This is a genomic window from Candidatus Chordibacter forsetii (assembly GCF_964187505.1).
Taxonomy (GTDB): domain Bacteria; phylum Verrucomicrobiota; class Verrucomicrobiia; order Opitutales; family Seribacteraceae; genus Chordibacter; species Chordibacter forsetii.
Window position 1 is genome coordinate 1 of record NZ_CAXLML010000066.1, and the last position, 11,662, is coordinate 11,662.

At 43.3% G+C, this 11,662-nt stretch carries 10 protein-coding genes and 1 tRNA gene; 5 read left to right on the forward strand and 6 right to left on the reverse strand.

Annotated elements, in window-relative coordinates; genetic code table 11:
• Positions 1-490: 490 nt before the first annotated feature.
• A tRNA-Leu gene (locus ACKPQ4_RS02930) sits at positions 491-572 on the reverse strand.
• Positions 573-722: 150 nt separating this feature from the next.
• Here ACKPQ4_RS02930 and ACKPQ4_RS02935 point away from each other — a divergent pair.
• Positions 723-1,136, forward strand: coding sequence for a response regulator (locus ACKPQ4_RS02935; RefSeq protein ID WP_407679717.1), 414 nt, complete (start codon positions 723-725; stop codon positions 1,134-1,136).
• Positions 1,137-1,167: 31 nt separating this feature from the next.
• Here the strand turns inward: ACKPQ4_RS02935 and ACKPQ4_RS02940 are convergent, their stop codons facing one another.
• Positions 1,168-2,769 carry a carbon starvation CstA family protein gene (locus ACKPQ4_RS02940; protein ID WP_407679718.1) on the reverse strand — a complete coding sequence of 534 codons (1,602 nt, stop codon included), beginning with the start codon at positions 2,767-2,769 and terminating at the stop codon, positions 1,168-1,170.
• Positions 2,770-3,579: 810 nt separating this feature from the next.
• Here ACKPQ4_RS02940 and ACKPQ4_RS02945 point away from each other — a divergent pair.
• Entirely contained in the window at positions 3,580-3,921 is a 342-nt protein-coding gene (locus ACKPQ4_RS02945) for a hypothetical protein (RefSeq protein WP_407679719.1), read from the forward strand.
• 54 nt (positions 3,922-3,975) lie between these two features.
• Here the strand turns inward: ACKPQ4_RS02945 and ACKPQ4_RS02950 are convergent, their stop codons facing one another.
• The 4 genes from ACKPQ4_RS02950 to ACKPQ4_RS02965 all read right to left on the reverse strand — a co-directional run bounded on the left by ACKPQ4_RS02950 (position 3,976) and on the right by ACKPQ4_RS02965 (position 7,390).
• Positions 3,976-4,992, reverse strand: a complete 1,017-nt coding sequence (locus ACKPQ4_RS02950) for a glutamine synthetase beta-grasp domain-containing protein (RefSeq protein ID WP_407679720.1) — start codon at positions 4,990-4,992, stop codon at positions 3,976-3,978.
• Positions 4,993-5,171: 179 nt separating this feature from the next.
• On the reverse strand, positions 5,172-5,744 hold the full coding sequence (locus tag ACKPQ4_RS02955; RefSeq protein ID WP_407679721.1) for a YqgE/AlgH family protein: 573 nt from the start codon (positions 5,742-5,744) through the stop codon (positions 5,172-5,174).
• Positions 5,745-5,798: 54 nt separating this feature from the next.
• Entirely contained in the window at positions 5,799-6,155 is a 357-nt protein-coding gene (locus tag ACKPQ4_RS02960; RefSeq protein ID WP_407679722.1) for a hypothetical protein, read from the reverse strand.
• A gap of 215 nt (positions 6,156-6,370) precedes the next feature.
• On the reverse strand, positions 6,371-7,390 hold the full coding sequence (locus ACKPQ4_RS02965) for a sugar phosphate isomerase/epimerase family protein (RefSeq protein WP_407679723.1): 1,020 nt from the start codon (positions 7,388-7,390) through the stop codon (positions 6,371-6,373).
• Between the two features lie 157 nt (positions 7,391-7,547).
• On the opposite strand from ACKPQ4_RS02965, the gene ACKPQ4_RS02970 reads away from it, so the two are divergent.
• The 3 genes from ACKPQ4_RS02970 (at position 7,548) to ACKPQ4_RS02980 (ending at position 11,608) form a co-directional block, all read left to right on the forward strand.
• Positions 7,548-8,063: a thioredoxin-like domain-containing protein gene (locus tag ACKPQ4_RS02970; protein WP_407679724.1), complete on the forward strand. Its 516-nt coding sequence runs from the start codon at positions 7,548-7,550 to the stop codon at positions 8,061-8,063.
• Between the two features lie 68 nt (positions 8,064-8,131).
• The gene (gene lhgO / locus ACKPQ4_RS02975; protein ID WP_407679726.1) at positions 8,132-9,325 is read left to right on the forward strand and encodes an L-2-hydroxyglutarate oxidase; all 1,194 of its coding nucleotides are present in this window, start codon (positions 8,132-8,134) and stop codon (positions 9,323-9,325) included.
• Positions 9,326-9,409: 84 nt separating this feature from the next.
• Positions 9,410-11,608, forward strand: coding sequence for a TonB-dependent receptor (locus tag ACKPQ4_RS02980; RefSeq protein ID WP_407679725.1), 2,199 nt, complete (start codon positions 9,410-9,412; stop codon positions 11,606-11,608).
• Positions 11,609-11,662 lie beyond the last annotated feature (54 nt).

Below are 11,662 nucleotides of genomic sequence, written 5' to 3' on the forward strand. Positions count from 1 at the left end.
GGGGTCTTCCGGAATCAATGATTCCTCAGCAAGGCAAATCATACCCATAACGCTTGCCATAATAATAAGTCCAAAATGAAGAGCCCGAAAACACATGCATATTCTTTTACACATCGAATTCCATGAAGACAAGAATTAGGGTGCAAGCAAAGCTACAGAATATTACCATACTCTCGACTTTCGCGTTTGCTATGCAGCACCAATCAGGTTTGCGTGGTGTATGAATCCAATTAAAATTCAACTTTGGATGGTGTGGATAACATTGTTCTCTGCCACATTTTCCTATCGTTTTTTTTTAGGAACTGAAAGTCCCAAGGAAGAACCCTTAGATATAACATTGGCAACCATCTCTTTTTTACTAATAGGTGCCCATTCTTACAACAAGGCAACAAAACCTGTTTTGTAGCTATGTGCATTAACTAAGAAAAATAATGGTTAAAGCACAGATATTTACTGACCTTACAAGCTTTTGCAGCTTAATGCAAAAGAGTGCCCGAGGTGGGACTTGAACCCACACTCACTAGGTGAAACGGATTTTAAGTCCGCAGCGTCTACCATTCCGCCACTCGGGCATTCATGAGTTAGTCATAACAATCTTCTGATGAAGAATCGATAATAAATTCTATTCCTTAACCAGACTTTCTAATTTTTTGCGTCAGAGGATATTTTTTTTGCAAAATGTAGTCCTTGCATTCGTAAATCTACTATGATTCAAAAGATATATGAATGAAAGGATTCTATTTGTAGATGATGAAGAATCTATTCTTCGTGGGATCAAATTGAATCTTGGTAGAACCTTTGCAGTGACAGTCGCAAATGGTCCCTATGAGGCAATCGAGATTATAAATGCACAGGGACATTTTCCCGTTGTAGTTTCGGACATGCGCATGCCCAAAATGGATGGTGCCACACTCTTGAGAACTATCAAAGAGAGTAACCCTGAAACCATGTGTATTTTACTAACTGGTCATGCCGACTTTGAATTTGGAGGTGCTGAAGCCGTACAGTCCGGCTTACTTTTTAAAATACTCAACAAGCCCTGTCCTCCCGATAAATTAAAGGCAACTATACAAGCTGCCCTAAACTTTAAGGGCGGGGAACAAGAGGAAGAAAAAGCTCCGGACTTTGTTCTTTAAATAAATCTAAAAAGAGGAGTGCCCTGCTTGCTCAATGATCCGAGCGAACTGCTTTCCAGGAAACTAAGGTAAGGTAGCACCCTAAAATAATCATAGCCACCGAGGTTCCTCCAATCAACGAATTCAATCCATTCGTAAATGCCATCCACACCAAGGCGATCATAGGCATGATAATCATTAAAATCGCTGGCCATAAGGCAAATCCAAACGCGGTTCCTCGAACCTTCAGGAATACAACAAAGGTAAGCAAAGCAAAGGCAGCAAGCAATTGATTGGTTGCTCCAAATAAGGGCCATATTGCTTTCCAGACCGGCATGAGCTGACCATCAGGACCAGGAAAAGATTGAAAAACCAAAAGAGCAGGAAGGAGGAGGGCTCCAACCGTTCCAAGGTATCGACTTGCCTGGTTTCTCCAGGAAAAAAGTTCTTCGATCAAAAAACGAGTCAGGCGTGTACAGGTATCTAGCGTTGTTAGTAAAAAGGTGCTAATTGCAAGCATGGCGAATTCCACGCCAATTTTGGCAGGTATTCCCAAAGCGGCAAAAAACTTAGATGCACCGGTTGCAAAAATGGCAACGGGAGTTCCCCCACTCTCCCTTTCCCCGACCGTTAAAACAGCCACACAAGCAAGAGCAAAAACCGCAAGTACGCCTTCCAGCAACATTGATCCATAGGTAACCCGACGAGTATCGCTTTCCTGGCGGATTTGTTTGGAAGTTGTACCACTAGCCACAATGCTGTGAAAGCCACTGCAGGCACCACATGCAACCGTGATAAAAAGAAATGGCACCAGCATACCAAGTTTTTCTGACTCCCAAGCTATAAAGGCAGGGAGTTGAAGAGATTCTCCGGCAGTTAACATTCCAACTGCCCCAAGTGCCAAGATTGCGTAGAGAAAACCCGCACTCAAAAAATCACGAGGTTGCAATAATATCCCTACAGGTAAAACCGCAGCACAAAAGCAATAGGCCAAGGTAATTCCAATCCATGTATCTTTAGAGAGAGATATCATGGGGAAATAATGTCCGATACCCAGCCCCAAAAAGGTAAGCGGAAAAAAGATCCAAGCAAGTTGAGACAGCGAGAATCTTCCCGAACGGAGCAATAGTCCAAAGACCACGGCCACTAAGATGAACCAACCAGAAGCCGTTGCCACTGCTGGTTGCTTGGTAAAGGTATTGGCGGTTAGGTCAAGAAATACGATAATTACATAGACCAAGGCAAAAAGGACAAAGATTAGAAAGAGTTTGCCTGCCCGCTCCCCGACCAATCCTTTCATCACATCAGCAATGGAACGTCCTTGGTTCCTCAGGGACATGAAAGCACTGCCAAAATCATGCACACCTCCGACAAAAATCGCCCCCACTAATATCCATATCCAGGTAGGTCCCCACCCGAAATAAGTGGCGGCAAGAATAGGACCAACAATAGGGCCCGCCCCCGCAATGGATGAAAAATGGTGCCCGAAAAGAACGGATGCCCGGGTAGGAGAATAATCAACTCCGTCTTCTTGTGACTTAGCTGGAGTTTCCCGAGAATCATCCAACCCGCACCTATTGCTAAGGAACTTCCCGTATAATCGATAGGCAAAAAGAAAAATCAGCGAACTGGAAAGAAGAATAAAGGGAAGCATTTTTGAATGATGCAAGAATAAGAATACTTGGCAAGTTACAGATACCTTTTAGGGGTATCATAAATGTGAACGTGTTCAAATAACTCACCAATAAAAAAACTCCCATGAACTTAGAAATTCAAGGGAGTTAATGAGGTATAAAATTCGGCGGAATTTAAAGGGACATTCAACTAAGCGTGCCTTTTGTTTATCTTGCTAGTCAGGGCGACTAGTTGACCGAAGAAGAAATCAAATTAAATTCGCGAGGGAGGATGCCGTGGATTGACCAAGATTACCCGCGGTCTTCGCCTCCAGTCTTCACTCTCATTGTCCAAATTCTTCCTACCTTCTAAACGAATCTTCTTCCGTATTGGTTTACTGCAAATTTTCATTTCAACTTCCCTTCTTTTGATCAACTAACAACGATACAAAAAAATTTGAAAACAATGGCACTTTTGAACCACAAAATTCTGTATTTATTAAAAGTTCAGAAGTTCTGGTCGGTGGACTTCGCCAACTTGACAGGCAAGTCGTCGTAGCAGGTACAGTTTGATATTCCCATCTCATGGAATTGATCATAATTTCATTCCTTTCGTTGCGTTATTGTTTGAACACTCCTCCCGCAGGAGTGCTTGTAGGTTAGACAAAAAGGTGAAAAGCAAGCCTGGTAAAACGAGGTAACCTTGCAAAGTAGAGACGAAAAAGATAGTGCGAGTATTCGGAATACCCACAGTTGCCAGTTTGGCATATCGCTTACATCCACACCTTAAAAAAACTCAAACATCTAGAAGATGCAAATATTTGACCGATTTTTTTCCCGTAGTCCCATCTATGCCTGAAGTATTTAAACAACTGCGGTCGAAGTTAGTAACCAAAATCCTGGCTAGTACTGCTTTTTGCCTACTATTGGCTTGTGCCCCATCTGCACCTGAGGTTGTCAAGGATTGGCAGGACCAAGGGTGGAGTCTTGTAGATGTTCACGGATCTGAAGGAACTGTTGAAAGATATGGGAAATTAATGAGCAAAAAAGCACAAGGCGTGGAAGCTTCGTGGATTGAAAACGGTAAGCGGATCACAAAGGTTTATTCGCAAACCAATCATTTCATCCTTGTCTTACGTTTTTTTAAAAAAAATGGTGATCAATTTGCAGTGGTCATGAAAAAAAGAAAATAAAAAAGGCGATGAATTTCTTCACCGCCTTTTTTAAAATTAAGACCTGAAAAACAATTAGGACAATGCTTCCTTGGTTGTTTTGATGATGGCCGCAGCAATTCTGTAAGGATCACCGTTAGATGCCGGTCTACGATCCTCCAAACGACCTTTCCAACCGTCCTGAATTGTACCAACTGGAATACGAATGGAAGCCCCACGATCGGAAACCCCGTAACTGAATTTGTCAATTGACTGAGTTTCGTGCAAGCCGGTGAGTCGTTGATTATTTTCTGCTCCGTATACGGAAACATGACGGTCAATGTTCTTTCCGAATTCTTCACAGATTTTTTTGAATAAGGCTTCACCACCTTCTTCACGCATTGCTTCGTTAGAAAAGTTAGCATGCATGCCCGAACCGTTCCAATCTCCTTTAATGGGTTTAGGGTGCAAATCAATTGCGATATCGTAAGTTTCAGCGGTGCGCTCCAAAAGGTAGCGAGCCAACCAAATCTGGTCACCTGCACTCTTTGCTCCTTTGGCAAATATTTGATACTCCCATTGCCCCATCATCACCTCGGCGTTGATGCCCTCAACATTTAAACCGGCTTCAAGGCAAAGGTGCAGATGTTCGTCGACTAATTCACGTCCTTTGGTATTGCGGGCCCCAACTGAAGTGTAATAGGGACCTTGTGGCCCAGGGTATCCGCCTTGGGGAAAACCCAATGGCAGATCAGTCTCGAGATCGATAAGAGTGTATTCCTGCTCGAAACCAAACCAAAAATCTTGGTCATCATCATCAATAGTGGCACGACCATTAGATTCGTGGGGTGTTCCGTCGGGATTAAGGACTTCACACATAACTAACCATCCATTTCCTCCGAAACGATCAGGGTCTTCAATCAAATGGACAGGTTCCAAAAGACAGTCCGAGGAACCGCCTTCAGCTTGTTCCGTGGAGGATCCATCAAAAGACCATTGCTTAACATCTTCCAGCTTCCCACTGAAATCTTCAACGATCAACGTTTTACCGCGTAGGCTTTGGGTCGGCTTGTAGCCGTCGAGCCATATATATTCTAACTTGTGCTTACTCATAGGTTTAAGGGTTTAAATGTCTGGATTAGACGGTGTGCCGGGTAGCGAGCCGACATGAATATGTTAGCAAAACGAATGCCAAACCCGATTACGAGCAACAAATGTAAAAGAATTTATCCAACTTGTAAAAAAATGGATAAATATGAACAAGAGGAGATAAAAGCAGAAAAAAATTGAATTTAGTTAAAAGAAGGATTTTCTGGCTCATTGGCCAAAAGTTTCATTTCATCACTGACTCGGGATATTGCTGCTTTCCAACAATCTGCATGGGTATGCACCTTCTCAAAAAGGCCAAGATTAAGTGAGGACACCAGCCATGAATCAACTTTCAGCTCGTTCTCCAACTGCCCCGGAGACCAACCTGAATGACCTAAGAAACAGGCAATTTTTATATTTTTGTTTTCCTCCCGCAGAGATTCTGCTTTGGAAATATCGATACCAAAATGTAAACGAAAAGTTTGGGCGTTATCTTTCCAGTCCCAAGCAGCAATAATTAACTTTTCTTTATCAACTGGACCGCCATCGAAGACCTCCGCTTCACCAAGAGCGAAGTTTTTAAATTGATCATCAAGTTGGAAAAGTTGTTTACCAAGGGGGCGATTGAGAATGACCCCAAGAGTGCCTTCGTCTTCACAGTGATTAGACAAAAAAACGACGCTCTTGTTAAAGTTAGGGTCCTGTAAAGAAGGATGAGACAGCAAAATGCTGCCTGACAAAGTGGTTGCTTGCTTAAATCTAGATGTGACGTTCAAGAATCTATAACCTACCCGAACTTGGGCGGGAAAATCAAGTCTGGTTGTAGATTTTTAGTTTCCAGCAGTTACTGGAACGCTTTGAACCGCATCAACTTTACTCTTTTTAGAAGCATCTGTGGAAGAAGATTTTGTGTCCTTGGCATCTTCCTTCAACTCGCCGGGAAATTCGGGTGGCGCGGTTACTTCGGCGTCTCCCCACTGCTCTTCATAGAGAGCTTTTAGGTGACTAAATACTTCTACAATCGCAACATCATCTTCAATCTCAAAAAGTTTGAGAATTAGTTCGCGATTATTGCGTAATTGCAGGCGTTTGCCCAAGGTCTCCATGCCGCGGTAGCTGTTTATGACATCCCGGGCTTCATCTTGTTTATCCAAAATTCTCTTTGCTTCTCTATATGTTATTCCCATTTTAATTCCTTTTTTGAGGTTACCACTTTACAGATGGATAAAAGAATCCACATAGATTGTCCCACCACCCATTCACATCACTACCATTACTCAGGAATTCGACCAATTCGATTAAAAAATGTTAAAATAACGATTTTTTTTATTCACATAGGGCAAAAACTAAAATGGACGGTCCCCGAAAGAACCGTCCATTTATAAAAAAATAGCCTTATTTTTTAGGCGGAAACTACATCAACCATTGCTTTAAGAATCGTATTCCAAGTATTTGGAGTTTCCAGTGTGGCGTTAGAAAACATACATCCGTCCCAGCAAATATGCTTCATACCACGATCCTGAAAATCTTTCAGCCAGTAACTGGAACAACGGGTAATATCGAGCTTGCCGTTAGGATCATCTGCTGGGCAATGCTTTCCAGTTTTGTCATGTGAACCGGCTCCGTGTACCTGCCCATCATTTTGAGCAACATGAAAATCGATGGTCCATGGACGAAGCTTATCAGTCATTTTCTCATAAGCTGCGTAGAATTCATCCTCAGAATATCCGTCATGTAGAAGAGCATGCTCGGGAGCATTGTATCCCATCAGGTATAAGTATGTATGAGCAAGATCCGCCTGAAACCCAAGGGTCTCAGGCATACCGACGCCCTCCAATAGATCGAGTACATCTTTCCAACTGTGCATACCAGCCCAGCAAATCTCACCTTCTACGGCCAAGCGCTCGCCGTGATCTGCAGCAATAGCGGCTGACTTTTTAAATGTATCAATAATACGGGCGGTACCCTCTCCAGGGTTGGCCTTCCATTGTTCGACTCCAAATTCTGCAGAGTCTATCCGAATTACCCCACCTTTGCGCACTCCATGATCGTTAAATACCTTGGCGATACGGCAGGCCAATTTTACGGCGTCCAAAAACTTTTCTTGCTGCTCATCGGTACCCATGGCGGAATCACCGACCGTTCCGGGCCACACTGGAGCAACCAATGAACCCACATCAAAGCCATGCCCTGCGATGAGATCTGCCGTCTTCTTTAAATCATCGTCACTCGCCTCGGGGTCAGTGTGGGGATGAAAAAGAAAATAATCAACGCCGTCAAATTTTCGACCGTTTACATCGGCACCTGCGGTAAGCTCGAGCATACGTTCCAAGCTGATGGGAGGTTCTTCGCCCTCACCATCGCCTTTACCGACGAGACCGGGCCACATTGCATTGTGAAGTTTAAGAGATGATAGACTCATGAGCTTTGAAGTTTACTGGGTTAGGTTTGCAAAGGAATTATTAGTTCAAGAAATACCATCTCGATTCAAGAAAAAAAGCCTGCTCCCATCGAGGTAACTGGTAAGAAGTTGAAGAATTTATTTGCGAAAATCAATAAGCTCATTGAATTGTGAATGCATGAAATACAAAAGCTTTTTTATTTTTGGACTCACTTTTTTGCTTGGGTCTTTCCCAGTTCTTCACGGAGATGACCACAAAGAATCTACATCTGGCGAATCATTATTTCCTTCAAAATTACTCGATAATAAAGGCAATGAGGTATCTTCCAGTGTATTGGGCGACAAAATCGTGGGGATTTACTTTTCCGCTCAATGGTGCCCACCATGCCGTCACTTCACCCCCACTTTAGTAGATTTCCGTAACAACAATGAAAAGGATTTTGAGGTTGTTTTCGTATCCTCCGACCGCTCATCCAAAGACCAGCTTAAATACATGGATAAATACGGGATGAAATGGTACACACTCCCACACGGTTCGGATGCTGCAAACAATTTGAAGAAGAAATTTGAGGTTCGAGGCATCCCCGCACTTGTAATTGTTGATTCAAAAGGAAACACCATTACCAAGAGTGGCAGGGGGGACGTTTCTAAAGACGCCAAAACTGCAATCGCTGAGTGGCGGAAAAAGTCCTAATATATCAGTTTTTAGTTTTCGCATTTTTCTTCTGCCCATAACCCCCTTTTTTTGCTATCGCTCTGATGATGATCAGGGCGGATATTTGCATTATAGGTGGAGGGATTGTTGGGTTAGCGACTGCTTACCGGTATAGCCAAAAGTTTCCCAAAAGTTCAATTGTTCTTCTTGAAAAAGAAAACCGCTTAGCAACTCACCAAACAGGAAGAAATTCTGGGGTGTTACACTCAGGGATTTACTATAAACCAGGTTCCTTAAAAGCTAAAAATTGTCGATTAGGTAAAAAAGCCATGGAACAATTTTGTGGCGAACATGGAATTGATTACGAACTATGTGGAAAAGTAATCGTTGCCACAAATAAAGACGAAACGGGACGACTTGGAGCTATTCTTGAGCGCGGAAAAGCAAACGGGGTGAATTGCTCGATTATTTCAGGTGAACGATTGCGGGAAATCGAGCCGCACGCCACAGGTTTAGAAGCGATTCATGTTCCAGAATGTGGCATTGTAAACTACGAACAGGTTTGTCAAAAGCTTGGCGAATTACTTACAAAAGGTTCTTCGCATCAAATTCATTTTGGTGAAGAAGTCCTTGAAATTGAAAGTTCGAAAGACGGTCTGGTTGTACAAACGACCGAGCTTTCCATTTGCTGCCAGAGATTAATTAATTGTGCGGGGCTTCATTCTGATCGGCTAACGAAACTGGGCGGGCAAACTCCTGGAGCCAAAATCATTCCCTTCAAAGGAGAATATTATTTTTTATCGAAGGATGCAGAGAAGTTGTGCAAACACTTGATCTACCCCGTACCCGACCCCAAATTCCCCTTTCTCGGAGTACATTTTACCCGCATGATTGAGGGCGGAGTGGAGTGCGGACCCAATGCGGTGCTGGCATTTGGTCGTGAAGCTTATGAAAAATGGGATATCAGCCCAAGAGATTTATTTGAGTCTTTAACTTATCCAGGTTTTCAGGTTATGGCGATGAAGCACTGGAAAATGGGCTGGGGAGAAATGTGGCGTTCTTTTTCCAAGCAGGCATTCGTCAAGGCCCTACAAAAATTGGTTCCGGAAATTCAGGCCAGGCACCTTGCCTCCGCTCCTGCTGGCATACGAGCCCAAGCAGTAAGCCTATCTGGTGCCCTGGTAGATGATTTCCTTATTCAAAATAACGACCGGATTGTAAATATTTGCAATGCCCCCTCCCCAGCGGCCACCGCATCCTTAAACATTGCAGAAGAAATTATTACTTCTTTAAAATTTTGATGTATCTCATGCAAAAAAAGTCTCTCTCAGGGGTCTATTTTCGTTGAATCCATTAAGACTTATTGCCATTAAAATTTCAGCCAAATGAACAAATTAGCTCATAAATTTTTACTTATTTCCGTCGCCCATGTCTTTGTTGTTACTCACCTCGTATTTGGACAAAGTCCTGAAACGCTTAAGGGTTTACGGGTAGACGGGCTCAAGTACAAAGACTTAGACCTTTCCAAAGCCACCGTGCTAAGGGGTTCTAGCATTGAATCTGGTAAGATTTCCTCAATCTCTAGTCTATCTGCCCTTTCCCCAAGTCTCTACATCAACTCATACGGAATCCAATCCTACGGAGATGTCATCTCGTTAAGGGGTATCGGTAACTCTCAGTTGTTTGGTGACCCAGCTGTTGGACTATATGTCGATGGAATTCCACAAGGTAGCACAGCCACTTATTCAAATACCCTCTTTGAAGTGGAAAGTATTGAAGTCTTCAAGGGCTATCATGGGCATCAATTTGGGAAAAATTCCCCCGGTGGCGTGATTAATGTCTCCTCTCGAAAAGCTGGAGACATCCACCGCTCTAAACTCTACGCATCCTACGGCAGTTTAAATACCCAGAGCTATCGAGTACTTGCTGATGGTCCAACTGGGGATCACTCTTCCTATTATTTTGGGCTCAACCGTAGCGAGAGCGACGGATACGCAGACAACCTTAATCCTGCTGGAAATGATGCAACATCTGAAAGTTGGAATGGTCGCTTGGGGTTTGAATTTACCACCGAGGATGGAATTGAAATCGGCATCGGCGGGAGCTGGGAGGAGTTTCAGCTTGGGGCACAGCCCCTTGTCCCCCGACTTTCGTCCGGCAATCCCAAATACAGCAGCTTTTACAGCCGAAATTCCGGTATCGGAGAGATGGGCAAGATCTCCATGAATTCTCAATATTTGACTGTAAAAACGGACTCTGATTGGGGTAATATTCAATCTACAACTTCTCGTAATTCCTGGGAACTGAATCCTTCTATCATTGACCTCTACTTTGTGGACAGTGGTTTAGCCGGTCTGTCCTTGTTAAGACCAGACTTAAGCTCTACCTCGCAGATAATCGAAGAGAGAGAAACCATTTGGGAAGAAATACAATTATCCAACGGACAAGTTGGTGAGTTTTCATGGTCAATCGGACTGAGCATTGGTAACGAGGATGTTACGGGTGATTCTACTCGACTCGTACCTTTGCCAAGCGATGGAAACGAATCGAATCTCGCTGGTTACCAAAGCTACAATTCCAAGACATCTTATTCCTTTGATAACGATAAATTTGCCCTCCACGCCAAAATCTCAAATTCCATTGGCGAGAGTACAAGTTATGAGCTTGGTCTTAGGTACGATCATGAGAAAAAGCAAATTCGTAGAGGAAAGTCCAATGAGTATCATTTTTTCCTCCCTCCATTTTCACCACCTGTTGATCAGACGAGCATGGAACATTCTTATGATTGGGTTACCCCATTTGGAAAAATCTCTAAACAATTAAACGAACAGACATTGGTTTCCCTAACGAGTTCCCTTTCCCAAAAACCTGGCGGATTCAGTGCCTATGTGGATGAAATAAACGGTAACTCTATCTTTCCAATCGCATTTACTGAGGAAAGAATTTGGGCGAATGAACTGATGATAAATCTCTTTCAAAAAAATGATAGGCTGGGTGCAAGTATTGCGGTCTTTTGGAATAAAATTGATGATTTCCAGTTTGAAAAACCATCTGGCTCGTTTGACTACTTCGTGGACAACGCAGACAAGGTTGAAGTTAAAGGGCTCGAGTTGGAATTCTTCACGCATACTGGCGATAATTGGCTTTTAAAAGGTGCATACGGGATCACGGATGGTAAAATCAAAAAACACACCGGTTCCTCAATTTCAGGTTACGATAACTTAGGACAACCGATTTTAGAGTTCCACGACTTTTCTGGTAAACATGCGCCCTCGGCTCCTGAACAAACACTAAATCTTTCTGTCACTAATCAATTCTCAGATGCCTTATCTTGGACTGCTGGCTTAACGCATGTCGGCAAGATTCATTACCTCGACCAGACGGCTACGGACACAATCAACGACTCCTACACCTTATGGAATGCTTCTATTTCTTATTCAGCAAGGGACTGGGAGGTGAGTGTCTTTGGCACAAATTTATCTGACGAGGAGTATTATTCTTCGCTCGTAACAAGCCTCACTGGTGCCCCTGGCGTTGTGGGCTCTCCACGCGTTATTGGTTTAAGCGTCTCCAAAGAATTTTAATTCTTTTCTGACTGCCCTGCCCTTTATGGACCAGGGAGTAAACATGCAAGTTCC

What these genes read in the sequence shown, in the direction of transcription:
- lhgO (WP_407679726.1), top strand. Translation starts at nt 8,132, where the DNA reads ATGATCAGGGCGGATATTTGCATTATAGGTGGAGGGATTGTTGGGTTA.
- ACKPQ4_RS02940 (WP_407679718.1), bottom strand. Translation starts at nt 2,769, where the DNA reads ATGCTTCCCTTTATTCTTCTTTCCAGTTCGCTGATTTTTCTTTTTGCC.
- ACKPQ4_RS02950 (WP_407679720.1), bottom strand. Translation starts at nt 4,992, where the DNA reads ATGAGTAAGCACAAGTTAGAATATATATGGCTCGACGGCTACAAGCCG.
- ACKPQ4_RS02945 (WP_407679719.1), top strand. Translation starts at nt 3,580, where the DNA reads ATGCCTGAAGTATTTAAACAACTGCGGTCGAAGTTAGTAACCAAAATC.
- ACKPQ4_RS02980 (WP_407679725.1), top strand. Translation starts at nt 9,410, where the DNA reads ATGAACAAATTAGCTCATAAATTTTTACTTATTTCCGTCGCCCATGTC.
- ACKPQ4_RS02960 (WP_407679722.1), bottom strand. Translation starts at nt 6,155, where the DNA reads ATGGGAATAACATATAGAGAAGCAAAGAGAATTTTGGATAAACAAGAT.
- ACKPQ4_RS02935 (WP_407679717.1), top strand. Translation starts at nt 723, where the DNA reads ATGAATGAAAGGATTCTATTTGTAGATGATGAAGAATCTATTCTTCGT.
- ACKPQ4_RS02965 (WP_407679723.1), bottom strand. Translation starts at nt 7,390, where the DNA reads ATGAGTCTATCATCTCTTAAACTTCACAATGCAATGTGGCCCGGTCTC.
- ACKPQ4_RS02970 (WP_407679724.1), top strand. Translation starts at nt 7,548, where the DNA reads ATGAAATACAAAAGCTTTTTTATTTTTGGACTCACTTTTTTGCTTGGG.